Annotated in this window: 28 protein-coding genes; 12 read left to right on the top strand and 16 right to left on the bottom strand. The window is 72.9% G+C overall.

Annotated elements, in window-relative coordinates; all coding sequences use genetic code 11:
* Positions 1–142: 142 nt before the first annotated feature.
* Positions 143–688: a dihydrofolate reductase family protein gene (locus F6W97_RS28505; RefSeq protein WP_155373637.1), complete on the top strand. Its 546-nt coding sequence runs from the start codon at positions 143–145 to the stop codon at positions 686–688.
* A gap of 16 nt (positions 689–704) precedes the next feature.
* The gene (locus tag F6W97_RS28500) at positions 705–1,109 is read left to right on the top strand and encodes a LysM peptidoglycan-binding domain-containing protein (protein WP_155373636.1); all 405 of its coding nucleotides are present in this window, start codon (positions 705–707) and stop codon (positions 1,107–1,109) included.
* A gap of 115 nt (positions 1,110–1,224) precedes the next feature.
* Here F6W97_RS28500 and F6W97_RS28495 read toward each other — a convergent pair whose 3' ends face one another.
* Positions 1,225–2,067 (bottom strand): NAD(P)-dependent oxidoreductase, encoded by an 843-nt coding sequence (locus tag F6W97_RS28495; protein ID WP_230687055.1) that lies wholly within the window; start codon positions 2,065–2,067, stop codon positions 1,225–1,227.
* A gap of 10 nt (positions 2,068–2,077) precedes the next feature.
* Positions 2,078–2,485 (bottom strand): RidA family protein, encoded by a 408-nt coding sequence (locus tag F6W97_RS28490; protein WP_155373635.1) that lies wholly within the window; start codon positions 2,483–2,485, stop codon positions 2,078–2,080.
* A gap of 117 nt (positions 2,486–2,602) precedes the next feature.
* Here F6W97_RS28490 and F6W97_RS28485 point away from each other — a divergent pair, with 117 nt between their 5' ends.
* Positions 2,603–3,487, top strand: coding sequence for a LysR family transcriptional regulator (locus F6W97_RS28485; RefSeq protein WP_155373634.1), 885 nt, complete (start codon positions 2,603–2,605; stop codon positions 3,485–3,487).
* Positions 3,488–3,541: 54 nt separating this feature from the next.
* Here F6W97_RS28485 and F6W97_RS28480 read toward each other — a convergent pair whose 3' ends face one another.
* Together F6W97_RS28480 and F6W97_RS28475 are read right to left on the bottom strand one after the other, a co-directional pair.
* Positions 3,542–5,701 carry a SulP family inorganic anion transporter gene (locus F6W97_RS28480; RefSeq protein WP_155373633.1) on the bottom strand — a complete coding sequence of 720 codons (2,160 nt, stop codon included), beginning with the start codon at positions 5,699–5,701 and terminating at the stop codon, positions 3,542–3,544.
* An 80-nt stretch (positions 5,702–5,781) separates the two neighbouring features.
* Complete coding sequence (locus F6W97_RS28475; protein WP_230687054.1) at positions 5,782–6,336, bottom strand: ArsR/SmtB family transcription factor; 555 nt, start codon at positions 6,334–6,336, stop codon at positions 5,782–5,784.
* A gap of 57 nt (positions 6,337–6,393) precedes the next feature.
* Between F6W97_RS28475 and F6W97_RS28470 the strand changes: the two genes are divergently transcribed.
* Positions 6,394–7,350, top strand: coding sequence for a S41 family peptidase (locus F6W97_RS28470; protein ID WP_155373632.1), 957 nt, complete (start codon positions 6,394–6,396; stop codon positions 7,348–7,350).
* A 61-nt stretch (positions 7,351–7,411) separates the two neighbouring features.
* Here F6W97_RS28470 and F6W97_RS28465 read toward each other — a convergent pair whose 3' ends face one another.
* Both F6W97_RS28465 and F6W97_RS28460 read right to left on the bottom strand, forming a co-directional pair.
* Positions 7,412–8,266, bottom strand: coding sequence for a phosphotransferase family protein (locus tag F6W97_RS28465; RefSeq protein WP_155373631.1), 855 nt, complete (start codon positions 8,264–8,266; stop codon positions 7,412–7,414).
* 75 nt (positions 8,267–8,341) lie between these two features.
* Entirely contained in the window at positions 8,342–8,557 is a 216-nt protein-coding gene (locus tag F6W97_RS28460) for a winged helix-turn-helix domain-containing protein (RefSeq protein ID WP_155373630.1), read from the bottom strand.
* 462 nt (positions 8,558–9,019) lie between these two features.
* Between F6W97_RS28460 and F6W97_RS28455 the strand changes: the two genes are divergently transcribed.
* From F6W97_RS28455 to F6W97_RS28445, 3 genes are all read left to right on the top strand, one after another.
* Positions 9,020–9,229 carry a hypothetical protein gene (locus F6W97_RS28455; RefSeq protein ID WP_155373629.1) on the top strand — a complete coding sequence of 70 codons (210 nt, stop codon included), beginning with the start codon at positions 9,020–9,022 and terminating at the stop codon, positions 9,227–9,229.
* Between the two features lie 91 nt (positions 9,230–9,320).
* The gene (locus tag F6W97_RS28450) at positions 9,321–9,908 is read left to right on the top strand and encodes a hypothetical protein (RefSeq protein ID WP_155373628.1); all 588 of its coding nucleotides are present in this window, start codon (positions 9,321–9,323) and stop codon (positions 9,906–9,908) included.
* Positions 9,909–10,007: 99 nt separating this feature from the next.
* Complete coding sequence (locus tag F6W97_RS28445) at positions 10,008–10,214, top strand: hypothetical protein (RefSeq protein ID WP_155373627.1); 207 nt, start codon at positions 10,008–10,010, stop codon at positions 10,212–10,214.
* Between the two features lie 44 nt (positions 10,215–10,258).
* On the opposite strand, the gene F6W97_RS28440 is transcribed toward F6W97_RS28445, so the two are convergent.
* Positions 10,259–11,791 (bottom strand): aldehyde dehydrogenase family protein, encoded by a 1,533-nt coding sequence (locus F6W97_RS28440; RefSeq protein ID WP_155373626.1) that lies wholly within the window; start codon positions 11,789–11,791, stop codon positions 10,259–10,261.
* Between the two features lie 76 nt (positions 11,792–11,867).
* On the opposite strand from F6W97_RS28440, the gene F6W97_RS28435 reads away from it, so the two are divergent.
* From F6W97_RS28435 to F6W97_RS28425, 3 genes are all read left to right on the top strand, one after another.
* A complete protein-coding gene (locus F6W97_RS28435; RefSeq protein WP_155373625.1) occupies positions 11,868–12,236 on the top strand; it encodes a VOC family protein in 369 nt (122 codons plus the stop codon).
* On the top strand, positions 12,212–12,880 hold the full coding sequence (locus F6W97_RS28430) for a 2'-5' RNA ligase family protein (RefSeq protein WP_155373624.1): 669 nt from the start codon (positions 12,212–12,214) through the stop codon (positions 12,878–12,880). The genes F6W97_RS28435 and F6W97_RS28430 overlap by 25 nt, the downstream gene beginning before the upstream one ends.
* Before the next feature lie 84 nt (positions 12,881–12,964).
* On the top strand, positions 12,965–13,396 hold the full coding sequence (locus F6W97_RS28425; RefSeq protein ID WP_155373623.1) for a hypothetical protein: 432 nt from the start codon (positions 12,965–12,967) through the stop codon (positions 13,394–13,396).
* A 119-nt stretch (positions 13,397–13,515) separates the two neighbouring features.
* Here F6W97_RS28425 and F6W97_RS28420 read toward each other — a convergent pair whose 3' ends face one another.
* Together F6W97_RS28420 and F6W97_RS28415 are read right to left on the bottom strand one after the other, a co-directional pair.
* Complete coding sequence (locus tag F6W97_RS28420) at positions 13,516–13,977, bottom strand: SRPBCC family protein (protein ID WP_155373622.1); 462 nt, start codon at positions 13,975–13,977, stop codon at positions 13,516–13,518.
* A 23-nt stretch (positions 13,978–14,000) separates the two neighbouring features.
* Positions 14,001–14,738: a metallophosphoesterase gene (locus tag F6W97_RS28415; RefSeq protein ID WP_155373621.1), complete on the bottom strand. Its 738-nt coding sequence runs from the start codon at positions 14,736–14,738 to the stop codon at positions 14,001–14,003.
* 111 nt (positions 14,739–14,849) lie between these two features.
* On the opposite strand from F6W97_RS28415, the gene F6W97_RS28410 reads away from it, so the two are divergent.
* On the top strand, positions 14,850–15,386 hold the full coding sequence (locus tag F6W97_RS28410) for a hypothetical protein (protein ID WP_155373620.1): 537 nt from the start codon (positions 14,850–14,852) through the stop codon (positions 15,384–15,386).
* Between the two features lie 6 nt (positions 15,387–15,392).
* Here the strand turns inward: F6W97_RS28410 and F6W97_RS28405 are convergent, their stop codons facing one another.
* The 6 genes from F6W97_RS28405 to F6W97_RS28380 all read right to left on the bottom strand — a co-directional run bounded on the left by F6W97_RS28405 (position 15,393) and on the right by F6W97_RS28380 (position 20,988).
* Positions 15,393–17,483 (bottom strand): bifunctional diguanylate cyclase/phosphohydrolase, encoded by a 2,091-nt coding sequence (locus F6W97_RS28405; RefSeq protein WP_155373619.1) that lies wholly within the window; start codon positions 17,481–17,483, stop codon positions 15,393–15,395.
* Between the two features lie 137 nt (positions 17,484–17,620).
* A complete protein-coding gene (locus F6W97_RS28400; RefSeq protein ID WP_155373618.1) occupies positions 17,621–18,544 on the bottom strand; it encodes a 1-phosphofructokinase family hexose kinase in 924 nt (307 codons plus the stop codon).
* Positions 18,541–19,197: an HAD family hydrolase gene (locus tag F6W97_RS28395; protein WP_155373617.1), complete on the bottom strand. Its 657-nt coding sequence runs from the start codon at positions 19,195–19,197 to the stop codon at positions 18,541–18,543. Before F6W97_RS28395 ends, F6W97_RS28400 begins: the two co-directional genes overlap by 4 nt.
* Positions 19,197–20,024 carry an endonuclease/exonuclease/phosphatase family protein gene (locus F6W97_RS28390; protein ID WP_155373616.1) on the bottom strand — a complete coding sequence of 276 codons (828 nt, stop codon included), beginning with the start codon at positions 20,022–20,024 and terminating at the stop codon, positions 19,197–19,199. Before F6W97_RS28390 ends, F6W97_RS28395 begins: the two co-directional genes overlap by 1 nt.
* A gap of 106 nt (positions 20,025–20,130) precedes the next feature.
* On the bottom strand, positions 20,131–20,670 hold the full coding sequence (locus F6W97_RS28385) for an SRPBCC family protein (protein WP_155373615.1): 540 nt from the start codon (positions 20,668–20,670) through the stop codon (positions 20,131–20,133).
* Positions 20,671–20,676: 6 nt separating this feature from the next.
* Positions 20,677–20,988, bottom strand: coding sequence for an ArsR/SmtB family transcription factor (locus F6W97_RS28380; RefSeq protein WP_230687053.1), 312 nt, complete (start codon positions 20,986–20,988; stop codon positions 20,677–20,679).
* A gap of 99 nt (positions 20,989–21,087) precedes the next feature.
* Between F6W97_RS28380 and F6W97_RS28375 the strand changes: the two genes are divergently transcribed.
* A complete protein-coding gene (locus tag F6W97_RS28375) occupies positions 21,088–22,329 on the top strand; it encodes an MFS transporter (protein ID WP_407924618.1) in 1,242 nt (413 codons plus the stop codon).
* A 75-nt stretch (positions 22,330–22,404) separates the two neighbouring features.
* Here the strand turns inward: F6W97_RS28375 and F6W97_RS28370 are convergent, their stop codons facing one another.
* The gene (locus F6W97_RS28370) at positions 22,405–24,108 is read right to left on the bottom strand and encodes an alkaline phosphatase family protein (RefSeq protein WP_155373614.1); all 1,704 of its coding nucleotides are present in this window, start codon (positions 24,106–24,108) and stop codon (positions 22,405–22,407) included.
* Between the last annotated feature and the right edge of the window lie 308 nt (positions 24,109–24,416).

The following is a 24,416-nucleotide window of genomic DNA, read 5'->3' as shown; positions in this document are numbered from 1 at the left end:
TCTACGCAGGTCAGTGCCCATTCGGGCGAGCCGACAAAATTTTCTTCCCGGGACCGATGAGTTTCCGGAGGCCCGTTCGTCAGAGTGGGTGTACAGCAGCCGGGCCAACCGGGCACGGCGCTGGCACCGACCGGAGGTCATCATGAGGAAGATCGTCGCTGGGCTGTTCGTGTCACTGGACGGCGTCGTCCAGGACCCCCACACCTGGCACTTCCCGTACTTCGACGACGCCATGGGCGCGGCCGTCGGCGCGCTGATGGAGGGCTCGGACGTCATGCTGCTGGGCCGCACCACCTACGACGGCTTCGCCGAGTACTGGCCCAAGAGCGAGGACGAGTTCGCGGCCGTGATGAACGGCAAGCGCAAGGTCGTCGTGTCCAGCACGCTGCAGGACCCGACCTGGGAGAACACCGAGGTCGTACGCGACCTCGACGAGCTGGCGGCGCTCAAGGCCGAGCCGGGCAAGAACCTCGGCATCACCGGCAGCGTGGTGCTGGTGCGCTCGCTGCTGCGGGCCGGCCTGCTCGACGAGCTGCACCTGCTGATCCACCCGATCGTGGTCGGCCACGGCCAGCGCCTGTTCGACGACGGCGAGACGGTTCCGCTGACGCTGGTGTCGTCCGAGACGTTCAAGACCGGCGTGCTGAACGTGGTCTACGCCCCCGCCCCCGCCCCCGCCGAAGCCTGATCCGGAGACCACGACCATGACCGAGAAGACCACTGCCGCGAAGCTGCTGATCAAGCCGAACAGCACCTACTGGACCGGGTCGGACGAGCAGTCCGCGCTGCTCGGCCCGCTGCCCGACGGGGCGACCCGGTCGGCGGCGCTGGGCGGGGCCGCAGTCGCCGTCATCTTCGCCGAGGACGCCGCGGCGGCCCACCGCGAGCTGACCGCGCACCGCGACGAGCTGGCGGGGCCGGGCGTGCTGTGGGTCGCCTACCCGAAAGGCAACCGCAGCGACGTCAACCGGGACACGCTGTGGCCGATCGTCGCCGAGTACGGCCTGCGGCCCAACGGGCAGGTCGCCGTCGACGACACCTGGTCGGCGCTGCGCTTCCGCGCGAACAAGCCGGGCGAGGCGCCGTTCACCGGCGGCGCGAAGGGCTGACCCGCACGACGGCTCCGGGCCGTGTCTTCCGGCCGTGTCTTCCGGCCACGGACACGGCTGCGGCCCACACCGCGATCGGATGGTCGCGGCCGGTGGGCGAACGGCCGGTCGCCGCTCAGGCGGTGGTGCGGGCCAGCACCGAGATGTCGCGGTTCGCATCACCCGCGGCGACGCCCGCCGCGGCGACCTCGCGGGCCGCGCCCGCCACCGGCAGCGGCCGGCGTGCCCGGTCCAGTGCCAAGCCGAGGTCCTTCTCCAGCGCACCGAGCGTGAATGGCGCGCCGTCGTAGTCGTCCGCGCCGAGCCGGTCGCGGCCGCGTCCGGCGATGCGCTCGAACGCGCCCAGCGCGAGGGTGTCCAGCACCAGGTCGCGGGGCAGGCCGAAGTCCTCGCCGAGGACGACCGCGTCGCGCATGCCCGCCGCGACCACGCCCAGGGCGAGGTTCGCCACCAGCTTCAGCGCCGTCGCGGCGCCGACCGGGCCGGTGTGCCGCAGCCGTCCGGCGTGCGACCAGACTGCCAGCACCGGCTCGGCGGCGGCCACGTCGGCCGGTTCACCGCCGGCGAGCACGGTCAGCGAGCCGCCGCGCACCGCGGGCACCGAGCCCAGCACCGGAGCCTCAACGTAACGCAGCCCGACCGCGCCGGCCCGCGCCGCGAGTGCCGTCGACTCCTCCGGGCCGATGGTGCTCAGGTTGACCACGGTCGTGCCCGGTGCCGCGCCCGCGAGCACACCGTCCGGTCCGGACAGCACCTGTTCGCAGGCCGCTCCGTCGAACAGCATCAGCACCACGATCGCGCTCGACGAGGCCGCCGCGGCGGGGCTCGGCGCGGCCGTCGCACCGTGTGCCACCAGGGCAGCGCTCGCTTCCGGGCTTCTGTTCCAGACGGTGACCTGGTGTCCGGCGTCGAGCAGGGTCTGCGCCATGGCCGAGCCCATCCGGCCCAGGCCGCACACCGCGACGCGGTCATGCGCGCTCGGGCGCGACGACCGCCCAGGCCTCGATCTCCAGCAGGAACTCGGGCGCGACCAGAGCGGCGACCTGCACCGCCGTGCTGGCCGGCAGCTGTGCGGCGTCGATGAACTCGTCGCGGGCGGCCCGTACGGCGGGCATGTGCGCGGCGTCGACGACGAAGTAGCCGAGTTTCACCACGTCGGCGAAGCTCGCGCCCGCCGCGGCGAGGCAGCGGCGCAGGTTCTCGAACACCTGCCGGGCCTGCGCGGCCGGGTCGCCGGGGCCGACCAGCTCGCCGTGCTCGTCCAGGGCCACCTGGCCGGAGACCGCGATCAGGCGGCCCGTGCCCCAGGCGACGTGGCTGTATCCGGTGGCCGGCGCCATCCCGTCCGGCGCCGGCAAACGTACGACGTGCGTCATCGTCACTCCCGTCTCGTGTGCTGCCCCGTGATCCTCTCCCGGGTCCGGGTATCGCACCAACGCATACTTGCGATGGCAGCCATGCGTGCCGCGCATGTGCGGCCTAGCATGGCCGCCGTGGATCTCACCGCGTTGCGCTCGTTCCAGCAGGTGTGCCGGCTCGGCTCGATCAGCGCGGCGGCCTCGGCCCTCGGCTACACCCAGTCGGCCGTGTCCCGCCAGATCGCCGTGCTGGAGGCGCAGCTCAAGGGCCCCCTGCTGCGCCGCCACGCCCGCGGCGTACGGCCCACGCCGACCGGCGAGGTGCTGCTCGGCCACGCCGCGGCGATCCTGTCCCGGGTGGACCAGGCCGTCGAGGAGGTGGCGATCGCCCAGGGCAGCCGGGCTCCGGTGCTGCGGGTCGGCGCGGTACCTACCGCGAGCGCCGACCTGATGCCCCGGGCGCTGACCGCGTTCGCGGCCGCCTACCCGGGCACCCGGGTCACGTTCGCGACCGGCGTGTCCCCGCAGCTGCTCCCCCGGCTGCTGGAGGGCGGGCTGGACCTGGCCGTGGTCACCGACTACCCGCCGGGCCTGCCCGCGCACGACGGCGTACGCCTGGTGCACCTGCTCGACGATCCGCTGCACGCCGCCCTGCCCGCCGGGCACCCGCTGGCCGGACGCGACGTGATCGACCTGGCCGAGCTGTCCGGCGAGACCTGGGTCGAGGACTACGCCGGGGCGGCCGCGATGCTGGTCAACGCCTGCGCGCGGGCCGGGTTCACCCCGCGCGTCGACATCGAGTGCGGCGGCTGGCTCGGCAAGCAGGCCTTCGTCGCCGCCGGCTTCGGCGTCACCCTGGTCCCCGGGCTCCTCGTGCGGGCGCTGCGCCCCGACATCGCGGTACGCGAGTTGCGCGACCCACCGGTCCGCCACGTCTACGCCGCCCTGCCCGCCGGCGCCTCCACCGACCTCGCGCTGGCGTTCACCGAAGCTCTCACGTCCGTCACCGCCCGGCCCTGAGCCCGATGACCGCGGCGGGCGGTCGCGCCGTCCCGCGACCGCCCGCCGCATCGGTCAGTGGCTGGACACGGCCGTGAACCGGGTGTGGGTCGGGTCGAGCAGGTGGATCCGGCTGGTGGCGATGTCGAAGTACATGCCGACCAGTTCCAGGTGTCCGTCGCGGACCCGTTCGGCCACCGCCGGGTACGTCATCAGGTTCTCCAGCTGCTGGACCACGTTCTGCTGGCAGAGCCGGGTCAGGTGGTCGCCCTCGCCGCCGGTCCCCGGCCGCACCCGGTGCAGGCTGGGCTGGGCGTGGCGCAGCCAGCGGAGCAGGTCCGGCATCGGCGTCGAGTGGGTGGCCGGGCGTAGCAGCGCGGCCAGCGCCCCGCAGCCGGAATGCCCGCACACCGTGATGGTGCGCACCTGCAGCACGTGCAGCGCGAAGTCCATCGCGGCGGGCACGCTGCCGTCGTGGTCGTCGACCCCGTGCCGAGGCACCAGATTGCCGACGTTGCGCACGGTGAACAGGTCCCCCGGGCCGGTCGACGTGATCATGCTGGGCACGATGCGCGAGTCGGCGCAGGTGATGAACAGCTGGGTGGGCTGCTGGCCGGTGCGGGCCAGCTCGGCCAGCAGCGGTCCGACCCGGCGGGCCCCGTGGCGGTGGAACAGCCGCGCGCCGCGGGCCAGGCGCTCACGGGCCCCGTGCGGCACCGCGCGGTGCACCCGGGGCAGCAGCCAGGCCGTGGGGTGCATCTTGCGGGCCGGGGAGCGCTGGCCGGTGATCGCGTCGGCGTACCAGTGATGGTGCAGTTCGTGCACCTCGACGTTGCCGCCGCCGCGCTCGTGGCCGGTGCGCCAGTCGTGCAGCGCGGTCACCGCGGCGTGGTCCATGAAGTCGGCGTTGAGCTCGACGCCGACCGCGGCCCCGGCGGGCACCTGGGCCAGGGCACGGGCCAGCTGCGGCACCGCGAGGAAGGTCAGCGAGCCCTCGATGGCGACGTGCCAGCCGTGCTCGTCCTGGTAGGCCCGCACCGTGGCGTGGGTGAGCCGCCAGATCGACAGCAGCAGCGCGCACGCCATGCCGACCAGGACGCCCTCGAACAGGCCCAGCACCACCACGGCCAGCATGGTGAGCAGGTAGACCGGAATCTCCCGGTGCTGGTGCACCGACTGGGCGTGGGTCAGGTTGACCATCTGCACCCCGGTGTAGACCAGCAGCGCGGCCAGCGCGGGCAGCGGGATCAGCTCGATGACCGGCGCGGCGGCGAGCACCAGCACCAGGATCCACACGCCGTGCAGCACCGTGGACAGCCGCGACCGGCCGCCGGCCTTGACGTTGGTGGTCGACCGCACGATCACCCCGGCGACCGGCAGGCCGCCGAGCGCCCCGGCGACGATGTTGGCCGCGCCCTGCCCGGCCAGCTCCCGGTCCAGGTTGACCCGGGGGCCGTCGTGCATCCGGTCCACCGCGACCGCGCACAGCAGCGACTCGACGCCGGCGACGAGCGCCACCGCGCCGACCGCGGCCAGGAACGTCGACGGGGACGCGTCGGGCCAGATCGGGCCGGCGTCGAAGGCGAGCAGGTCGTCGGGGATGTCCACCCGCTGCAGGTCCCACCCGGTCGCCGCGGCGACGGCGGTGCCGACGACGATCGCCGCGAGCGGCGCGGGCACGAGCCCGGCCAGGGTCGGCACCGCCCGCCAGCCCCACAGCACGGCGAGGGTGAGCACGCCGACGAACACCGCCGGGGTGTGGTTGTGCAGCAGCTCCGACGGCAGGGCGCGCAGGTTGGCCAGCGCCGACGCCTGCGGGGCGTCGCCGAGCAGCACGTGCACCTGCGACAGGACGATCACGACGCCGACCCCGGCGAGCATGCCGTGCACGATGGCCGGTGAGACGGCCAGTGCCGCCCGCGCCACCCGGGACGCGCCGAGCAGCAGCTGCAGCACGCCCGCCGCGACGGTGACCGCGCAGGCCCCACGCCAGCCGAAGGTCGCCACGGTCTGCGCCACGATCAGTGTCAGCCCGGCCGCCGGGCCGCTCACCTGCACCACGGACCCGCCGAGCGCCCCGGCGACGATCCCGCCGATCACCGCGCTGATCAAACCCGCCATCACCGGGGCGCCGGACGCCACCGCGATGCCCAGCGACAGCGGCAGCGCCACCAGCACCACCACCAGGGACGCGGGCACGTCCGTCCGCAACCGCTCACGCCATTGTGCGCTCATGTAGACGACCACCTCTCCTTACGCGTTCTGCCCACCTCAACTGCGCCAAGCTGAGAAAACGCTGATGAAGAGATCGTCGATCAATCCAGCGGACTGTCCGGATCGTGCGGCCGGTAGAGACCGAGCAGCAGGCCGTACCGCATGCCGTCGTCTCCGGCGTCAGGAGTGTCCTCGGCCAGCGCGGTCAGCGTCGCGGTGAGTTCACGCACCTGCTCGGCGGTGAGCCGCACGTGGCGCAGCACCAGCAGCGGGTCGGGCGCGGCGGCGGCGATCTCCGCCCCGAGCGCCTGGAACGCGACCGCCGTGTTCTCCGCGGCTGCCGGGCCGGTGTAGTGCAGCGCGCGGGCCGGGCGGGCGTAGTACTGCTCGGTGCCGCCGCGCACGGTCCGGGTGCCCGCGGGCCGCACCAACCCGGCGTCCACCAGCACCTTCAGGTGGTGGGCCACATTGCCCTTGTTGGTACGCAGCGCCGCCGCGAGCCGGCTGACCGTGGCGGGCCGCTCCAGGGCGAACAGCAGCCGGTGGCGCATCGGGTGGGCCAGCGCCCTGTAGTGCTCCGGCGAGGTCACCTGCATGACCGGCGCGTCCCGCTCTGCCGCCGGTGGGTCCTCGGAGTCGTTGTCGCGTGCTGTCATGACTCAAGCGTCAAGAACTCTTGACGCTTTGTCAAGCGGCGTGCTTACCTGGACGCCATGCAGAACCCTGAGATGACCGGACTCGTCGACCGGCTGCGGACCCTGATCGAGGACCGCTACGTGTTCCCCGACGCGGCCGCGGAGATCTCCGCGCGGCTCGCGGCCCGCCGCGACGGCTACCCCACCGACCCCGCCGCACTCGCCGCCGCGGTCACCGCCGACCTCCAGGCCGTCAACGGCGACAAGCACCTACGGCTGCTCCACCACGCCGAGCCCCAGCCGGAGCAGGCCCCGGGCGACGACGCGGCCGAGTACGCGGCGATGGCGCAGTGGGCCGAGCGCACCTGCGGCGGGATCGCCGGAGCGCGCCGCCTGCCGGGCGACGTCGGCCTGCTGGAGATCACGCCGGTGCTGTTCCCGGCGGTCCTCGTCGGCGACGTCTACGCGGCCGCGTTCACCCTGCTCGCGCCCGTGCAGGCGCTGATCGTGGACCTGCGCGGCTGCCTGGGCGGCGAGCCGTCCGCCGTGGGCCTGTTCATGAGCTACCTGTGGGACCACGAGCCGGTGCAGCTGACCGGGATGTTCGAACGCGCCACCGGCCAGGTCCGACAGTCGTGGACCCACGCGCACGTGCCCGGCCGCCGGTTCGGTCGCGACCGGCCGCTGTACGTGCTGACCAGCGGGGCCACCTTCTCCGGCGGCGAGGCGCTCGCGTACGACGTGCAGCAGACCGGCCGCGGCACCGTCGTCGGCGAGCAGACCCGCGGCGGCGCACACCCGCGCGAGGGCTTCCGCCTGCACCCGCACCTGGAGGCGACGATCTCGGTAGCCCGCGCCGTCAACCCGGTCTCCGGCACGAACTGGGAGAGCGTCGGCGTCACCCCCGCCGTGCCTGTCCCCGCCACCGATGCGCTGTCCACGGCGTACCGGGCCGCGCTGGAACAGGTCCGTGACCAGGACGGACCGTCCTCCGCCGAGGCCCGCGCCGCACTCGACGCAGGCGCTCCGCTCTAACCCCTACGGCGAAGGAAGGGCACCTTCACATCGCTATGTGTTGTAGAAGGTGCCCTTCCCATCACAACAGGCGTGCCAGGTAGGACTCCATGACGGGCAGCGGGGCGGCGTGCGGGCCTTCCCACTCCATGTCGAGGAACGCGAGCAGGTCGGCGGCCGGGTCGTGGTCGTCGAGCAGCGGAAGCAGGGCGTCGGCGGTGTCCTGGCCGTGGGTGATGAGCAGGTTGACGCGCAGGTAGCCGAAGTCGTAGCCGGGCCTGCCGCGGGACGCGTTGGTCCAGTCGACGATGCCGGTGAGGCGGCCGTCGTGCCAGAGCGTGTTACCCGGGTGGTAGTCGCGGTGGATCAGAGTGGACCGGGCGGGCGGCCCGATGGCTGCGCCCGCCGCGATCGCCCGCTCCCACAGCTCGGGCCTGGTGCTGGCCTGCGGCGGCCGCGCTTCGGCGAGCACGACGTACGGCTCCCACGGGGCGACGCCCGTGCCGTCGGCGGCGTGCACGGTGCGTGCGGCGGTGACGAGCTGGCGCAGCATGTCCGTCGACGGCGGCGGTTCGGCGGCTGCGCGGTGCGTGGCGCTGGGCAGCATCGTGCCCGGCAGCCAGGTCATCAGCAGGGCCGGGAAGTCGGTGTACGCGCCCGTCGGGTCCACTGCGACGACCTCGGGCACGGGCAGGCCGGTGCCGGACAGGGCAGTCAGCGCGGCGACCTCGTTCGCCGGGGTGAACCACGGGTCCTCGACCTGCCAGCCGGGCCGGCACCAGCGGCGCAGCGCGTACCGCCGCCCGTCGGCGGTGTCGACGGCGCTGACGGCGTGCGCGATGCCGCCGACCAGCGGGGTCACCGAATTGATCGGAGTTCCGAGAGTGCGGTGCAGCCAGTCGAGGGTCTCGGGCGTCGGCGGCGGATAGGCGTTCACACTCCCACCATCGCAGCCCGGCGGCCATCACCACATCCCGCCTCGGGCCCGCCGTGTGACAGCCCCACACACCAGCTACGGCACGAAATAACCGATGCCCTGGTGCGAGATCAGTTCGCTGCTGGCCTTGAGCCGGTCCAACGCGTTGCGCACGCTCCCCAGGCTGCAACCGTAGTGGTCCCTGAGCGCGGGCAGGCTGGGCAGCTGATCGCCGGATTTGAGTTCTCCGGCCGAGATCTGGCGTCGGATGTCCGCGACGATGTTCGCGGCGTACGGCGGGCTGATGGGCATGGCTGTACTCCTGGCAGGTCGGCCCCGCCATCAAAGCACCGACAGCGGCTAACCGTCTAGCACTGCCAGCACTGATCACAGCCTTCCAGTTGACACTGCTAGCAGAGTTAGCAGAGACTGTTGTCGCTGTCGGGCAGGTCGGCAAACTCGCCAGGCAGCACGAGCCTTCCTGCTGCCGTTGGTCGGCTCAACGGGTGGCCGCGCCCTGCGTTTGGCCACCCGCCTTCAAGGCCCTCGCCGTATCAGCAGTTTGACGGTGCGGCGGGTGCGTTCTGGACGGACGGAGGCACCCGTGCACACACCCACGACCTCACGGCCCGCGTGGGCCGACGAACAAGCGCGTGAGCTGACCCCCGTTGATCGGGTCGCCCGCGACTTTCCAAACCTGATCGCTTGGAACACTTCAACAAGCGTCTTACTCGAAGTGCTCACGCGCCTGCGCGCTGACCTCGACGACATGTCATGAGCGCGCCGTCGTTCTGGGTGATCGCCGACGGCACCGGCGTACGGCTGGGTGATGTTGTCGCCACGGAGGACGGCGAGGGTCCCATCATCGCAGTGACTGTGACCGGCTTCCCGATCGTCGAGGTTACCTCCGGGAAACGCTCCGGCGACCGCCTCGGCGTGCGGCCCTTCGACATCCTCGCTCTGGTGCGCCGAAGACGTGAGTAGACAGCTCGCCTGACGGCTTGCCCGCTCGTGGGTCAGCGCAGGGTGCGCTGGTCGCCTACCGTGGGTCGTCCGTCCACCGCAGGGAGCGCCCGTGACCGTCCGCAGTCTCGACAGTGCCACGGGCACGTCCCTGCCCGCCCGGTTCCTGCTGGTCTTGTGCGGGCTCATGCTCGCCGGGGCGGTGTGGCTGGTGAAGATGCCCGGGAGGGACGCTCAGGAGCAGCCGGTCCCGCAGGCACAGGCCGCTGCCGACTGCCTCGCCACCGGGGAGGGCCCGGAGCCGCGCGGCACGTTGACCGAACGCCTCGCGATGCAGAGCGGCGACGACTGGCTGCGCATGTCCGTGTCGGACGCCCCGCGCTGGGTCTACGTTTGCGAAGGCAACCAGTACGGCCACTATCAGGGCTTCGGGTCGATCATCGAGGAGCCGCCCGCGCAGGGGCTGCACTTCTTCGGCGGCTGGGACGCCGTCGCCAAGCCGAAGGTGCTGATGGGCGCGCTGCCCGCCGGCGCGACGGCGATCGAGGCGCGGCTGGTCTCCGGCGAGGTGCTGCGCGGCACGCACGATGGCGTCTACTTCGCCATCTGGTCGCCGGGCGCGATCGTCGAGGGCGCGACGGTGACCGCGACCGGCGCGGACGGCAAGGTGGTCGTCACCGGGCCCGCGCCGGTCGGGTGAGCAGCCGGCATCCCGCCGCAGCCCCTGTCACTAGCGTCCGCGCGATAGCCTGTCGTCCATGCGGCGGTCCGGCCTGGATCGCCTGGAAGGAAACCCACGATGCGGCTCATGTGGCTCGGCGCGATCGCAGCGGTTGTCGGCGTGGTCGGCGCGCTCGTCAATTTCTGGGCGAGCCGTGAATTCCCCTCGACCTGGGGCGGCCCCAACATCGGCGGCGGAATCCTGCAGCTCCTGTGCTACGCACTCATCCTCGCCGGCGCCACTCTCGCGATCGTCGGCGGACTCGCCGCGCGCAAGCGCGGTTAGCAGCACGCCGGTGGTCGCCACCGGGCCCACGCCGCTCGGGTGAGCTAGATCCGGTAGTCCAGGTCGGCGGGCACGACTGCGACCTCCATCTGCGCCTTCTGCAACCGGCCGGAGTAGTCCCAGTTCAGGGCCTGCCAGCGGGTGAACTGGTCGAGCACCCACATGCCGGACTGGCGGCTGCCGTTGCCGGAGCGGCCGTTGCCGCCGAAGGGCAGGTGTGCCTCCGCGCCGGAGGTCGAGTTGTTGACGCTGACCATGCCCGCGCCGATGCCGCGGCGGAACGTGAACGCCTTCTTCGGGTCCGTGGTGTAGATGGCGCTGGACAGCCCGTACCCGGGGGCGTTGGCGAGCTCGATCGCCTCGTCGAGGGAGCCGTAGGTGGTCACGCCGACGAGCGGGCCGAACGTCTCGTGGTCGAAGATGTCGTCGCCGGGGCGGACCGCGTCGACGATCACCGGGTGGTAGTACAGGCCGCTTGCCGGGTCGCCGACGAAGCCGGTGCGCGGGTTGTCCGCGGTGATCCGGCCGGTCGCGCCGTGCACCCGGTGCTCACCGGAGATCCAGCCCAGGCATTTCTCGTACGAGGCGGCGAAGCGCTCGTCGAGCATCGGCCCGTACAGGACGTCGCGGGTCGGGTCGCCGATCGCGGCGGCGGCCGTCGCCGCGGTGAACCGGCGCAGGAACTCGTCGTGCACCGTCTCGTGCACGATGGCGGTGCCAAGTGACGTGCAGCGCTGGCCCGCGGTGCCGAACCCGGCGAACAGCGCGCCCTCGACCGCCAGGTCCAGGTCGGCGTCCTCGGTGACCACCATCGGGTTCTTGCCGCCCAGCTCCAGGCAGGGGCTCTGCAGGTGGCGGCCGCACAGTTCGCCGATGGCGCGGCCGACCTCGGTCGAGCCGGTGAAGCCGACCTTCTGCACCAGGCCCTCGTCCAGGGCCTGGGACAGACCGGCGAAGGTCTCCGCGCCGTCGGCGTGCACGATGTTCAGCACCCCGGCGGGCAGCCCGGCCCGCACGAACAGCTGGTAGAGGGCGTCGGCGGCGGCTGCGGCGTACAGCGCGGGCTTCCACACGACGGTGTTGCCGCACAGCAGCGCGGGCACCAGGTACCAGGACGGCACGGCGACCGGGAAGTTGCCCGCCGTGATGATCATTGCGGTGCCGACCGGCTCGCGGAAGGTGAACAGCTGCTTGTCCGGCATCTCCGAGGGCACGGTCTGGCCGTAGAGGCGGCGGCCCTCGCCGAGGAAGAAGCGGCAGGTGTCGACGATCTCCTGGACCTCGCCGCGTGCCTCGGCCAGCGGCTTGCCGATCTCGCGGGTGACCAGCCGCGCCAGCGCCTCGGCGTTGGCCTCGACCAGCGCGCCGATGTTCGCCACCACCTGGCCGCGGACCGGCGCGGGCACGTCGGCCCAGGATTGCTGCGAGGCGCGCGCCGACCGGGCCGCCGCGGTGACCACGGCCGGGTCGGCGAGCACGACCTGCGCGACGACGTCGTCCAGGTCGGCGGGGTTGCGGCTGTCCTGGATCCGGGCGCCGGCGGTGACCGGTGCGCCGTCGATCATCGAACGAAGCATGCCAGCATCATGGCCCCCGCGGGCGGGGTCCGCCAAGGTCCGGCCCGGTTGGCGAATTTCGTGTCAGAATTCCCGAATGCAGCGAGTAACAGGTATCGGCGGCGTCTTCCTCCGCGCCCGCGATGCCGAAGCCCTGCGGGCCTGGTACGTTACCCATCTCGGCATCGATGTGAGCGAGTGGGGCGGCCACACTTTCCGCTGGCACGCGGGCGGCACGACGACGTGGACGGTCCTGGAGAAGGACACCGACTACCTCGACAGCCCCGACCAGCCGTACATGATGAACTTCCGGGTGGACGATCTGGACGCCATGCTCGCCCAGCTGCGGGCCGCCGGGGTCAGGGTCGCCGAGGAGGTCGAGGACGGGGAGTTCGGGCGGTTCGGCTGGGCGTACGACGCCGAGGACAACCGCTTCGAGCTGTGGCAGCCGCCGCGCGGCCGGTGAAGCCGTTCCTCACCGGCGACCGGGTCTGGCCCGCGGGCTGGACCCGGCTGCACGTGTACCTGCTCCCCGACCTGGATCAAGACCAGGGTCTGCACCGGCTCGTGCGCGGCTGCCGGGCGGCCATGGCCCCGTTCGGCTTCCTCACCCCGGTGCCCGACCCGTGGCTGCACGTCACCGTCCAGCCGGTGATGGGCATCCCCGCCGCCGAGATCGGCCCCGGCGAGCGCGACAAGCTCACCGCCCGGCTCACCGAGGCGCTGTCCGATGTGCCCGCGTTCACGCTGACCGCAGGGTCCGCGCTGGCCAGCGTCACCGTCGTGCTCGCCGACCTGGACGGCGACCTGCCCGGCGAGCCGCTGCACACCGTGCACGCGCGTTGCCGTACCGCGATCTCCGACGTGCTGGGCAGCGAAGCCGTGGCGTACCAGGCCATGCCGGGCCATCTCACGCTCGCGTACGCCACCGGATCGGGCGACTCCGGCCGGGTGCAGTCCGCGCTGCGGCAGGTGCGCCCCGGCCACGCCACGCTGACGGTACGCGAGGTGCACCTGCTCGACGTCGCGCAGGACACCCGGGCGGCCGGATACCGGTGGACGCCGGTGGCCCGCATCCCGCTCGCCGCCACGCCGCCTTCCGGAACATGATGTACGCACCTCACGTGCCGTGTCGCCGCCACTGAGGTGGGATCAGCCGCGACAGCGGGCAGGGGCACGTGCCATCATCGCCACATGCTCGAGCAGTGGCGCACCATCGCGGACCTGGACGCGGCACGGCAACGCTTCGAGGCGGCGATCCCCGGCTGGCAGCCGCCGGCCGCGTTCGGCGTGGCCCGCCTCGTGGCCGGACGGCCCGTGTTCGCGCGGGTCGCGGTCGGCGACGGCTTCCTGCCCGCGGTCGTGCTCGCCAGCGTGTGCGGGCATACCGGCGGCTCGGCGTCCTACTCGCTCACCCCGGCCGACCTCGACCGCGTCATCGCGCTGCTGACCCCGGCCGTGGCCTGCACCGACCTGCCGCACCCCAACCTGCACGCCTGGCGCGGGCTGCGCCTTCAGCTCAGCCTCGGTGAGCACGCGCTGGCGGCGTTCGCCGGCGACCTGTCCACGCCGTCCGCGGACCCCCACGTCACCGCGCTGCTCGAACAGGCCGCGGTCCCCCGCTGACCCGCACGCCCTACCTGAGATCGTCCGGCTTGCCCGGCATCTGGGCGTATCTTGAACCCGCTTTCGCACGTATGCCCGGCAGGTCCGACGATCGAGGCGGGCGGGCGGACGGGCCGCCGTCAGACGGGGCGGGCCATGCGGCGGGTCAGCTCGGCGGCGCGGTGGAGTTGGACGCCGCGGGCCTGGCCGGTGACGAAACCGCGCATCGGCGCGGCCATGTGGATCTCCATCTGGTCGTCCACCGTCGTGCCCGCGCCGTCGGGGGCGAGCCGCACGGTCCAGTCCAGACGCACCCCACCCGGGCTGACCACACTCTGGCGGAGCGCCGTGCCGGGTTCGACCACGCGCATGCGTACCCGGATCAGGTTGTCCCAGCGCAGCACCTTCAGGAACCGGAACCGCTCGACGGCGACATAGTCGGTGACCGGCCCGCCCTGCTCGTCGGTGCCGTGACGGACGTCGCGCACCTCGACGAGCAGCGGCGACAGCCCGATGTAGTGCTGCGGCTCGGTCAGGTGCGCGAAAACGGTCTCCGGCGGGGAGTCGACGCGCCAGGAGTGGGCGAGGTGTGCGACGGCCATCGCGACAGCGTAGTGGTCACCGGTCAGGCCAGGAACCGGTAGTGCGTGGTCAGCCGCAGGTCGTCGTCGAGCACGTGAAAGGCCAGGCCCGGTGCGGCTTCGTAGTCCAGCGGCGGATCCTCGCCCTCCCAGGGCAGTCGCAGCCGCGAGGCGACCCCGGGTGCGACCAGCAGCGGCCTGCCCGCGAAGGTCGTCGCGGCCGGGGTGTGCGCGTGCCCGCAGAGCACGGCCACCACGTTCGGGTGGGCGGCGACGAGGTCGGCCAGCGGCTGCGCCTCGTGCAGCCGCAGCGAGTCGATGAACGGGGAGCGCAGCTCCACCGGCGGGTGGTGCAGGCAGACCAGCGCCGGGCCGTCGGTTCCGGCGAGGACGCCGCGCAGCCAGTCGAGCGTCTCGTCGTCGAGGCGGCCGTCGTCGCGGCCCGGGATGCTGGAGTCGCACAGCGCCAGGGTCACCCCGCCGACGACGACCGCACGGTTGACCGGACCGTCGGCGGCGGGCTCGCCGAGCAGTCCCGCCCGGTAGGCCGCGCGCACGTCGTGGTTGCCGGGCAGGGTCAGCGCCCCGGGCACTGCTGCCAGGACCTTGCCGGCCTGCTCGTACTCGTGCGGCAGGCCGTTGTCGGTGATGTCGCCGGTGACCAGCACGGCGTCGACCGGGTGCGGCAGCGCGGCCAGGTAGGCCAGCACCCGCCCGGCCCGTTCGGCGTTGCGCGGCCCGCCGTCGAAATGGGTGTCGCTGACATGCGCGATTACGATCATGAGGTCCCCCCGTGACACCGCCGACGGCGCGGATTCCATTCTCGCCGTCCACTGTGCGGTACGGGCATTGTCCTACGGAACCTCCGGCGGGGCGGCCCCGTCGGAACGGCCATGAAGCTGCGTGCCGCCATCTTTCTCGCCCTGGCCGCCATCGGTCTCAGCCTCGTCACAGTGATCGCACCCGCGGAGCCGGCCTGGGCCTGCTCCTGCGCCTGGGCCGCCGGGCCGGAGCAGGACAGCCACGCCCAGCGCATTGTCGTCGGCACCGTCGAGCAGGTGACGGACCAGGCGATCCGGCTCGTGGTCGACTCTGTCGAGAAGGGCGACGCCGCGATCGGCGAGACGGTCGCGCTGCGCGTCGGCCGCAGCGAGGCCAGCTGCGGCTACGAGTTCCGCGTCGGCATCCGGTACCGCGTGAACACCAGCAACGGCGTCACCGGGCTGTGCAACGGCGTCGTCCCGGCTCCGGCGCCGCCGTCAGCTTCCCCGGTGTCCACACTCACGACGGACCCGACGCCTGCCGTGGCCGAGCCGGGCCCTGCCCGGACATCGAGTCCCTGGTTGTTCGTGGCCGGTGCGCTGCTCGTGATCATCGTTGCCGGACTCGCGGCAGCGGGGCTGCGGCGGCGCAGAGCCGCGGGCCGGTAGCGCGCCTCATCCGGCCGCGGCAGCCGGCCCGCCTGGACGCGCCGGCACTGGTTCGGTGAGCGCGCCCTCGGCGGCCAGGGCGAGGAGGACGTCCACGACCGCGGGGTCGTACCGGGTGCCCCGCTCCTCGCGCAGCACCCGTCGAGCCTGGCCCGCCCCGGACGCGGGCGTCGCGCCGCGACAGGCGTCGGCCCAGCCGTCGCACACCGCGATGATCCGCGCCCCGATGGGGATGCCGGACCCGGCGAGCCCGCGCGGGTAGCCGGAGCCGTCGTGGCGCTCGTGCGCGGCGGCGAGCAGCGGTTCCAGTTCCGGCCGGTGCGCCAGGTCGGCGAGCAGGCGGGCGGCCTGCTCCGGCCCGGCGCGGGCCGCGTTGTCGCGGTCCGCGTCCGCGCCGCCGGGAGCCGGTGGCGGGCAGCCGACGCTGAGACAGCCGATGCCGTGCAGGCGGGCCGCGGCGGCGATGTGCAACCGGGTCGCCTCGTCCAGGCCGAGCGCGGCGGCCGTCCGCCAGGCCCAGTCGCCGACCGCCGCGCTGCGCGCGCCGTCCCCGCGGATCCGGTCGAGTTCGTCGGCGAACCAGACCAGCTCCGGTGGCAGATCGAGCAGGGGCACGGCCTCGGCCTGCTCGCGCGGGCCGCAGCCGAGCACGCGGTCGCGGCCCTGCGCCTTGGCCCGGTACAGCGCCCGGTCCGCGTCGTCGACGAGCTGGTCGACGCGGAGCTGCCCGGAGTCGGCGGGGCCGGCGCAGGCGACGCCGAACGACGCCGTCAGCGCCAGCGGCTCGGCGACGCCGGGCACGGTCACGGGGGTGGAGCGAAGGTCGACCCGGAGCCGCTCGGCCAGCTCCCGGGCCGCCGTCGCGTCGGTGCGCGGCAGCAGGCAGACGAACTCCTCCCCGCCGTAACGGCACAGCAGGTCGCCGGCCCGCAGAGAGCGCCGCAGCCTTTCGGCGACCTCGGCCAGCACCGCGTCGCCCACCATATGGCCGTGGGTGTCGTTGATGGCCTTGAAGTGGTCGAGGTCCACCAGCACGACGCTCCGCGGGGCGCCGTGCCCGTCCGTGTCTGCGGCGAGCATCTCTTCGAAGAAGCGGCGGTTGTAGACACCGGTCAGCGCGTCGGTGATGGCGGCGCTACGCAGTTGCTCGGTGAGCCGCGTCCGGTCGCGGGAGGCGACGATCTGGCGTACCAGCAGGCCGATCAGCAGCAGCATGGCCACCGACAGGGTCACCCGGCTGAGGTGCCCGGACAGGATCAGGTCGGCTGCGGCGAGGCCGCCGACGACGAGCACGGCGACCAGGGCGGGCAGGAAGGTCACCTCGTGGGTCGGCTGGTCCTCTTCGTCGCGGGAGTGCCGCGCCGCGACCAGCGCCGCCAGGCACAGCAGCAGGATTTCGGCCTGCCAGCCCACGTTCAGCCAGGTGGAGCTGGTGTACTGGTGCAGCACGCTGACGTAGGCGTACACCCCGTCCATCACCACGGCGAACCCGAACGCCACGGTGAACAGGACCATCGCGGCGGGCACCCGCCGCGCGCCGGTCAGCATCAGCGCGACCAGCACGCTGAAGATGACGACCGAGAAGACCGGGTACAGGAACGTGACGAACGCGTCGGGGTCCCAGCTGGCCGGCACCAACGGGCTGATGACCAGCTGCCAGCCGATCGCCGCCCCGGCCGCGGCCACCAGCAGCGCGTCGAGCAGCCCGCGCAGCTTCAACCCCAGCGCGATCATGATGGCGGGCATGGTCAGCAGGAAGCGCAGCAGGTAGAAGGCATCGGCCAGCGTCGGCACCGGAGGGTCGCCGCCGGGGGTGTTGTACACGTAGTACGCCCAGACCGTGTCCCCGCACACCCAGGCCACGTTGGAGGCGACCAGCAGCCGCCACGCGGTCCTGGTCCGGCCCGTGGTGCGCCGGGCGGCGTAGATGCTCAATCCGAGCAGGGTGGCCACCGGCACCAGGTACAGCACCTCGCCGGTGAACCGGGCCAGGCCGGGTCTGTCCTGGCCCAGGTAGGTCAGTGCGGCGTACAGCGCCAGCCACCCGAGGCAGCCGAGTGCGAAGACGACCAGAACCCGATCGCTTCTCAGCGACATCCGGCTCCTGTGCACCATCCCGCGCCCCCGTGATGACCCGTCGGCATGGGTGGCAGCCTGCTCAACCATCTTGTCAAGAATGGTCAGCAGACATCCGGTTTAATGCGGATTCCGGTCCGTCTGCCCGGCGGCGTACGTCAGCAGGCGTCGACGATGACCTCGGCGCGCAGGCGCTCATAGACGTCGGGGTCGACGGCGCCGGCGACCGGCGACAGCACCGCTGCCGCGGACAGGGCCACGGCGTCGCGCAGGCGCTCCGGCCAGGGCTGGCCGGCGAGCAGGCCGCGGGCCAGGGCGGCCACGCAGGCGTCGCCGGCCCCGGTCGGGTTGCCGGTGAGCGGTGCGGGCAGCCGGGCACGCCATACGCCTTCGGCGCTGACCGCGACCAGGCCGCCGCCGCCGAGCGAGGCGACCACGTCTCCCGCACCCAGCTCGCGCAGCGCGGCGACGGCGGCGCGGGCCGCGTCGGGGCCGTCGACGCGGATGCCGGTGAGCGCGTGCAGCTCGGCTGCGTTGGGTTTGACCAGGTCGGGCTGCACGCGCAGCCCCTGCCGCAGCGGGTCGCCGTCGGCGTCGAGGATCGTGGCGGCGCCGGCGGCGTGGGCCAGGGCCAGCAGTTCCGCGTACGCCGTAGCGGGCACGCCGGGTGGCAGCGAGCCGGACAGCACGACGACCTTCACCCCGCCGAGCAGGGCGGCGAAGTGCGCGGTGAACGCCGACCATTCCGCACCGGACACGTTCGGGCCGGGTTCCCAGAAGCCGGTGGCGTCGGCCCGGTCGGCGACGACGACGGTGCGCCGGGCGTCGCCGGTCACCGGCAGGAATGCCTCGGCGACGTCGTCGGCGACGAGCAGCTCGCGCAGCCGCTGCCCGGTGGGTCCCCCGGCCAGGCCGGTGGCCAGCACCGGGGTGCCGAGACCGTGCAGCACCCGGGCCACGTTGACGCCCTTGCCGCCGGCGCGCTCGGCGACCGCCGCGACCCGGTGCGTCGCGTACGGGGTGAGCGCGTCGACTTGGTACGTGACGTCAAGCGCGGCGTTGGGCGTGACGGTGAGAATCATCGAGTTACCTTAACCGGCGTTACGGTGACCATTTCGAGGCTGGTCAATACGTTGCGGCGCGGAGCGTCCGGAATGTTCTGAAGGTGGGGAACGGCGACCGTGGTGCAGCCCGCGCCCTCGGCGGAAGCCAGCCCGGCCAGGCTGTCCTCGATGGCCACGCAACGTGACGGGTCCACGCCGAGCAGTGCCGCCGCAGTCGCGTACGGCAGCGGGTCGGGCTTGTGCCGCGGCACGTCATCGGCGGTGACGGTGTACGCGAACGCCGCCCGGCCGAGCACGTCGAGGATGATCTCAGTGTCGGCCCGGCCCGACGAGGTGACCAGCGCGCACGGCATACCGGTCGCGGTCAGGTCGTCGAGCAGCCGCCGCGCGCCGGGGCGCAGCCGCACGCCGACCTCGGCCACCTTCTGCTTGACCGCCTGGTCGATCCACAGGTCCAGGTCGGCGGCCGCGTGCCGCCCGCCGGTGGCCGCGCCGACCACCGCCACGATCGAGGCCACCGTGCCGCCGATGAGCCGGGCCTGGTCCAGCGGGTCCGCGCCCAGCTCGGCGGCGACGCCGAGCACCGCCTCGATCCACAGCGACTCGGTGTCGACCAGGGTGCCGTCCATGTCGAGCAGGACGGCGTCGAACGAGCCGAGGTCGAACCGCATCAGGCCTCCAAAACGAACGTGCTCAGCACCGCCCAGTGGTCCGAGGTCCACTCATTGTCGGCATGGTGCGGCATCGCCCGAGGCTCGCCCACGCCGACGGTGTCGGACGCCACCGGCCGCAGGGGCCCCGCGTAGTGCACGAAGTCGATGCGGTCCTGCGGTTCGAGCACGCCTTCGCGCTGCTCGTGCCAGTGGTTGAGCGGCGACCAGGTGTGGCCGGGCTTGGCCGCGGCGTCGGGGTGCACCACCCGGTAGGAGTCACGCAGCCCGGCCCGCTCCACGGCGACGCTGACCTGCCACGGCAGGTTCGGCCAGTCCAGGTGCGAGGGCACGTTGAAGTCGCCGGTGAGCAGCACCGGCAGATCGCGCTCGGCCAGCGCCGGGCGCATCGCGTCGATGATGTCGGCGATCTGCCGCGGGCGGCCCGCCTCCTCCTCCCGCGCCAGCACCTGCGGGACGGTCATCCCGGACAGGTGGAAGTCGTAGGGCCCGTACGGCTCGTAGTTCAGGTGCGCGCTCCACGCGACCAGCTCACGGCCGGTGGGCAGCCGGACACGCGCGCCGACGCCGCGCAGGGACTCGTCGCCGTACCGCGCGGTGATCGGGTGGGGCGAGATGATGCCGCAGCTGCCGCCCTGGTGGTGGTGCCAGCCGAGGTCCTCGGCCAGCTCACGGGCCGCCTCGCCCATCGTCTCCTGCAGGCCGACCACGTCGGGCGCCTGCTCGCGCAGGAACGCGAGCTGCTTGGGCCGGGCGTCGTCGATGAACCGGCCGGCCAGCCAGAGGTTCCACGACATGACCTTCAGGTAACCGTTGTCTACGTTCATCGCCGCTCAAACACTCCTGCTCGCATACGACATGGTGGTCGTTGTCGACCGGCCTCGCAGCGCAGCAGCGTATACGTTTCCAGGCCCGGCGGGAACACCGCAGGCGTCACGGCGCCTCGTCGGTGGCGATGCCCAGTTCGCGGCTGTACGCCTCGTCGAGTTCGACCCAGCCGTGGTTCTTGGCCTCGTGGCCGCGGATCGGCGGCACCGGGTCGCCGTCGAGCAGATGCCCGGCGACCACCAGGCACAGGTGCCAGCCCGCGGCCACCTTGGGCACCCAGTCGCGGTCGGCCATGGTGTGCCGCAGGGTCAGCCGGGTGCCGCCGGCGGTGGGCGCCAGCTCCCAGCGCAGCAGGTCCTCGCCCCAGGTGTGGACCAGCAGGTGCGGCGGCTCGGCGCGCTGCACGGTCGCGGACAGGTCCTCGGTGTGCTCACCGTCGATCATCGTGAGCGTCGCCGCGCCGGTGCTGCCCAGGTCACGGTCGGCCAGGTAGGGCGCCCACCGGGCGAGCTGCCCGGGTTCGGTGAGTGCGGCCCACACCTTCGCGGGCGGGTGCGCCAGGTCGCGGTGCAGCACCAGGGTCCAGCGCCCGCCGGAGGCGTGGCACTCGACCGGCCAGATCGGGCCGGGGTCGATGGCGTTCATGGTTCGTCACTCCTGGTTGTCGAGATGCCGTTCCAGCGCGTCGAGGTGGCGGTCCCACAGCCGGCGGTACTGCGCCAGCCAGTGCTCCAGCTCGGCGAACGGCTCCGGTTCGATGCGGTAGATCCGCTGCTGGGCGGCGATGCGGCTGCTCACGAAGCCCGCCTCGCGCAGCACCCGCAGGTGCTTGGAAACGGCGGGCTGGCTCATGCCGAGCCGGTCGACGAGTTCGCCGACGCTGCACTCGGCGCCGCGCAGGTGCTCAAGGATGCGCAGTCGGCTCGCCTCACCCAGCACCGCGAACGCGCCCACCACCGCCACGCTCTGAACATGCCCTACCGGTTATATGCCTGTCAAGTTGTACACAAGTTTTTCGGGAAATCGGGAAGGAGTCTTAACAGTTTTGGGTTCATGATCAGCATGACAGTCGTGCCCCCCGGTAGCGGTCGTATGTGGACCCGTGATTTCAGCCTGTACTTCGTCGCCCGCGCCGTCGCCCTGCTCGGCGACGGCATGCTGCCCGTCGCCGTGGCGCTCGCGGTGCGCTCGGCCGGGCACGGCGACTCCGGCGTCGGGCTGGTGCTCGCCTCGTGGATGACGCCGCTGGTCGCCCTCATCCTGTTCGGCGGCGTGTTCGCCGACCGCTTCGGCGCCCGCCGCCTGATGATCGGCGCGGACGCGGCGCGCGTGCTCACCCAGTCCGTCGTCGCGATCGCCCTGATCACCGGGAACTCGCCGCTGTGGCTGCTGGTGACGATGTCGGCGCTGGCCGGGGCTGCCGCCGCCATGTTCCAGCCCGGCGTCGCCAGCATGGTGCCGCGCGTCGCCGTCGACGTGCAGCGCGCCAACGGGATCCTGCGGGTCGCCGACGCGGGGGCGCAGATGCTCGGCCCCGCACTGTCGGCGACGCTGGTCGTGCTCACCGGGCCGGGCACCGTGTACGCCATCAACGCCGCCACCTTCGCCGTCAGCGCGCTGTGCCTGCTGGCCCTGCGCCTGCCGGCCGTCGTACGCGCCCCCCGCCCCGACGTCACGATCCGCCGCGACCTGCGCGAAGGCTGGCAGGAGTTCCGCGCGCGCAGCTGGATGTGGAGCGTGATCGGCATCTGGGTGGTGTTCGGCGTGACCCTGTTCGGGCCGTACATCCCGCTCAGCTCCGGCGTCATCACCGGCTACCTGGGCGAGAGCGCGTACGGCTGGGCCATGTCGGCGATGGGCGCCGGCACCGTGCTCGGCGGCCTGGTCGCCATGCGGGTCCGTCCCGCCCGGCCACTGGCCGCCGGCGGCCTGGCCATGTTCGGCTTCACCCTGATCCCGCTGTCGGTCGCCTTGCACGCGCCGTTCGCGCTGCTGCTCGCGGCCCACGCGGTCGGCGGCGCGGCCTGGGCGTTCTGGTCGGTCATGTGGGCCACCAGCGTGCAGACCCAGGTCCCCGGCGACGTCCTCAACCGCGTCTCGGCCTACGAGGTCGCCGGCTCCGTCGCCGGCATCCCCATCGGCCAGGTCCTCGCCGGCCCCGCCGCCGCCCTCATCGGCGCCGACCAGGTCCTCGGCGCCTCCGCCCTCATCGGCGTCCTCGGCTGCGCCGCCCTGCTCGCCCTGCGCCCCGTCCGCCAGCTCCGCCTGAACGAAGGAAGGGCACCTGCACAACGCTATGTGTAGCAGAAGGTGCCCTTCTTAACGGTCACCCGAGGTTCGCCCTGGTCAGGCGTGCGGTATCGGGGCCGGCGGTGACCGTCAGCGGTGTTCGGCCGGGCCGAAGGCGGTGAGGAAGCGGTCGCGGAAGGTGTCCATCCGCCAGACGGGCGCGGAGGGGCCCGGCCTGAGCCCGTCCTGCCACCCCCAGGCCGCCGTCCGGTCCATGACGGCCCCGTCGTGCGCGAGGATCGTGATCGGCACGTCGCGGTTGGTGTCCTCGCCGATGACCTCGGGGCCGGGCTGGTGGTCGCCGAGGAAGACCAGGACGAGGTCGTCGCCGGCGTAGGTCTCGACATAGGAGACGAGGGTGCGCAGCGAGTAGGCGATGGCGTCCCGGTAGGCCGCGCGTGCGCCGTCGTCGGCAGCCGGCGCCGGAATCGTGAAGGCTGTGCCGTCGCCGACGTCGTCCCAGCTCCGGAGTTCGGGCAGGGGTTTCCAGGGTGAGTGGCTGGAGATGAGCGGGATCGCCGCCATGACCGGAGCGCGGTCGCGGGCCGCCCGTTCGCGCTGCTGGAAGGTGGACAGCGTGTACTGGTCCGGCACGACGGAGTAGCCGTACGCCGGGCCCTGGTAGCCGAGGTCGGGACGGGCGTAGAGCCGGTCGTAGCCGTACCGCGCCTTGCCCTCGGGCCACGGCTCGGTGGTGGCCGGCATGAGCGCGGCCGTCCGCCAGCCGGCCCGCCCGAACGCACTGGGCAGGGTGAATCGGTCACTGTCCAGAAACGCCTGGTACCGCTGCTGGTTGTTGATCCACAAGCCGGACAGCAGGGTGGCCTGGGCCAGCCAGCTGCCGCCGCTGGTGGTGGGCGAGGTCAGCCAGCCGCTGCGTGAGGTGTACCCGGACGCCCGCAGCCTGCCGGCCGCGTCGTCGAGCAGGGCACTGGTGGGCACGGCCAGGTCCGGCTCGTCCAGGGCGACCCGGCCGTAGCTCTCGACGAACGCGATGACGACGTCCTTGCCGCGCAGCGCGGACAGCAGGTCCGCACCCCGGGTGTGGCCGAAGGCGTCCGTGGCGATCTGCGCCGCGAACGTCTGCTTGTCCTGCACGCCGGCCTGTGTCTGGCGTACCAGGTCGTAGGCGTCCCGGGAGGCGACCGGCACGCCCGGCACGACCTGCACGCCCGCGGCCGCGGCGAGCAGCCCCGCCGCGGCGAGCACGCTCACGGCGCCGGCCGCGGCGGGCCGGCGCCGGGCCACGATCATGGCGATGCGCCGGAAGGACACCGCCATGCCGGCGAGCACGACGAGGGCGAGCATCACGGCAGCCGCCAGGGCCGCGTTCGCGGTGGCGTCACCTGCCGACTGCCGCAGGTAGTCCAGCCCTGCGGCGAGGAAGGGCCCGTCGGCCATCGGCTCGAACGGGCGGTCGAGGAAGTACGAGAAGCCCACGCTGACGATCTTCAGGATGCACAGCAGGCCGAGCACGGCCCCGACGAGCAGCGCGACGATGCGTCTGGCCCTGGCCGGCGCCATGACCACGAGGAGGATGCCGACCAGCCCGTCCACCGGGATACGCAGGAACGCCGCGGGTGTGGTGAGCCGGTGGGCGTCGCCCGGCGCGGCGAGCAGGAGCAGCACGACCAGACCGGAAAGGATGGTCGCGGTCCGCGCGGCGGCGCTTGCTCCCACCGGGCCGTCGGCGCGTTCATCCCGCTCCGGCCCCTGGCCGCCGTCGGCCGCCGAGCCGCTCCCACTGATTCTTCCGGGCCGCGCGGACAGCGGCCAGAAGTGTCTGATGCGCAAGTCGGGTCCTCGGGTTTCAGCGGCGGCACGATGGGCTCAGGAGACGGCGGCGACAGGGTCCGGCGTCCCGGGTGGGCACACCTGCGTCCCTGGTGCGGACACCGACCACCGTAGTCATCTCGGGCCCGGCCTGTCAGCGCCCGCCGGAGGCCGGGGCCGTGTCCACCGGTCAATGCCGGTCGTCGTGCGCGTTTGACAGTCCCTGGCCGGACTGGTTGCATCTGTTGGACATCCGGCCGCCGGGCCGTTCACGGCGCGCGGCCGATGCTTTTCATCTCGGGGGGATTTCTTTGACGGGGAGCGGCGCT

The sequence above is a fragment of the Catellatospora vulcania genome (assembly GCF_009720385.1).
In the GTDB taxonomy this organism is placed as follows: Bacteria; Actinomycetota; Actinomycetes; order Mycobacteriales; family Micromonosporaceae; genus Catellatospora; species Catellatospora vulcania.
The sequence above is the reverse complement of the archived record's forward strand: the minus strand, read 5'-3'. Positions and strand labels throughout refer to the sequence as shown.

What these genes read in the sequence shown, in the direction of transcription:
- F6W97_RS28425 (WP_155373623.1), top strand. Translation starts at nt 12,965, where the DNA reads ATGCTCGAGCAGTGGCGCACCATCGCGGACCTGGACGCGGCACGGCAA.
- F6W97_RS28420 (WP_155373622.1), bottom strand. Translation starts at nt 13,977, where the DNA reads ATGGCCGTCGCACACCTCGCCCACTCCTGGCGCGTCGACTCCCCGCCG.
- F6W97_RS28415 (WP_155373621.1), bottom strand. Translation starts at nt 14,738, where the DNA reads ATGATCGTAATCGCGCATGTCAGCGACACCCATTTCGACGGCGGGCCG.
- F6W97_RS28400 (WP_155373618.1), bottom strand. Translation starts at nt 18,544, where the DNA reads ATGATTCTCACCGTCACGCCCAACGCCGCGCTTGACGTCACGTACCAA.
- F6W97_RS28445 (WP_155373627.1), top strand. Translation starts at nt 10,008, where the DNA reads ATGCGGCTCATGTGGCTCGGCGCGATCGCAGCGGTTGTCGGCGTGGTC.
- F6W97_RS28385 (WP_155373615.1), bottom strand. Translation starts at nt 20,670, where the DNA reads ATGAACGCCATCGACCCCGGCCCGATCTGGCCGGTCGAGTGCCACGCC.
- F6W97_RS28505 (WP_155373637.1), top strand. Translation starts at nt 143, where the DNA reads ATGAGGAAGATCGTCGCTGGGCTGTTCGTGTCACTGGACGGCGTCGTC.
- F6W97_RS28500 (WP_155373636.1), top strand. Translation starts at nt 705, where the DNA reads ATGACCGAGAAGACCACTGCCGCGAAGCTGCTGATCAAGCCGAACAGC.
- F6W97_RS28390 (WP_155373616.1), bottom strand. Translation starts at nt 20,024, where the DNA reads ATGAACGTAGACAACGGTTACCTGAAGGTCATGTCGTGGAACCTCTGG.
- F6W97_RS28490 (WP_155373635.1), bottom strand. Translation starts at nt 2,485, where the DNA reads ATGACGCACGTCGTACGTTTGCCGGCGCCGGACGGGATGGCGCCGGCC.
- F6W97_RS28475 (WP_230687054.1), bottom strand. Translation starts at nt 6,336, where the DNA reads ATGACAGCACGCGACAACGACTCCGAGGACCCACCGGCGGCAGAGCGG.
- F6W97_RS28480 (WP_155373633.1), bottom strand. Translation starts at nt 5,701, where the DNA reads ATGAGCGCACAATGGCGTGAGCGGTTGCGGACGGACGTGCCCGCGTCC.
- F6W97_RS28405 (WP_155373619.1), bottom strand. Translation starts at nt 17,483, where the DNA reads ATGTCGCTGAGAAGCGATCGGGTTCTGGTCGTCTTCGCACTCGGCTGC.
- F6W97_RS28460 (WP_155373630.1), bottom strand. Translation starts at nt 8,557, where the DNA reads ATGCCCATCAGCCCGCCGTACGCCGCGAACATCGTCGCGGACATCCGA.
- F6W97_RS28440 (WP_155373626.1), bottom strand. Translation starts at nt 11,791, where the DNA reads ATGCTTCGTTCGATGATCGACGGCGCACCGGTCACCGCCGGCGCCCGG.
- F6W97_RS28455 (WP_155373629.1), top strand. Translation starts at nt 9,020, where the DNA reads ATGAGCGCGCCGTCGTTCTGGGTGATCGCCGACGGCACCGGCGTACGG.
- F6W97_RS28470 (WP_155373632.1), top strand. Translation starts at nt 6,394, where the DNA reads ATGCAGAACCCTGAGATGACCGGACTCGTCGACCGGCTGCGGACCCTG.
- F6W97_RS28395 (WP_155373617.1), bottom strand. Translation starts at nt 19,197, where the DNA reads ATGCGGTTCGACCTCGGCTCGTTCGACGCCGTCCTGCTCGACATGGAC.
- F6W97_RS28410 (WP_155373620.1), top strand. Translation starts at nt 14,850, where the DNA reads ATGAAGCTGCGTGCCGCCATCTTTCTCGCCCTGGCCGCCATCGGTCTC.
- F6W97_RS28435 (WP_155373625.1), top strand. Translation starts at nt 11,868, where the DNA reads ATGCAGCGAGTAACAGGTATCGGCGGCGTCTTCCTCCGCGCCCGCGAT.
- F6W97_RS28375 (WP_407924618.1), top strand. Translation starts at nt 21,088, where the DNA reads ATGACAGTCGTGCCCCCCGGTAGCGGTCGTATGTGGACCCGTGATTTC.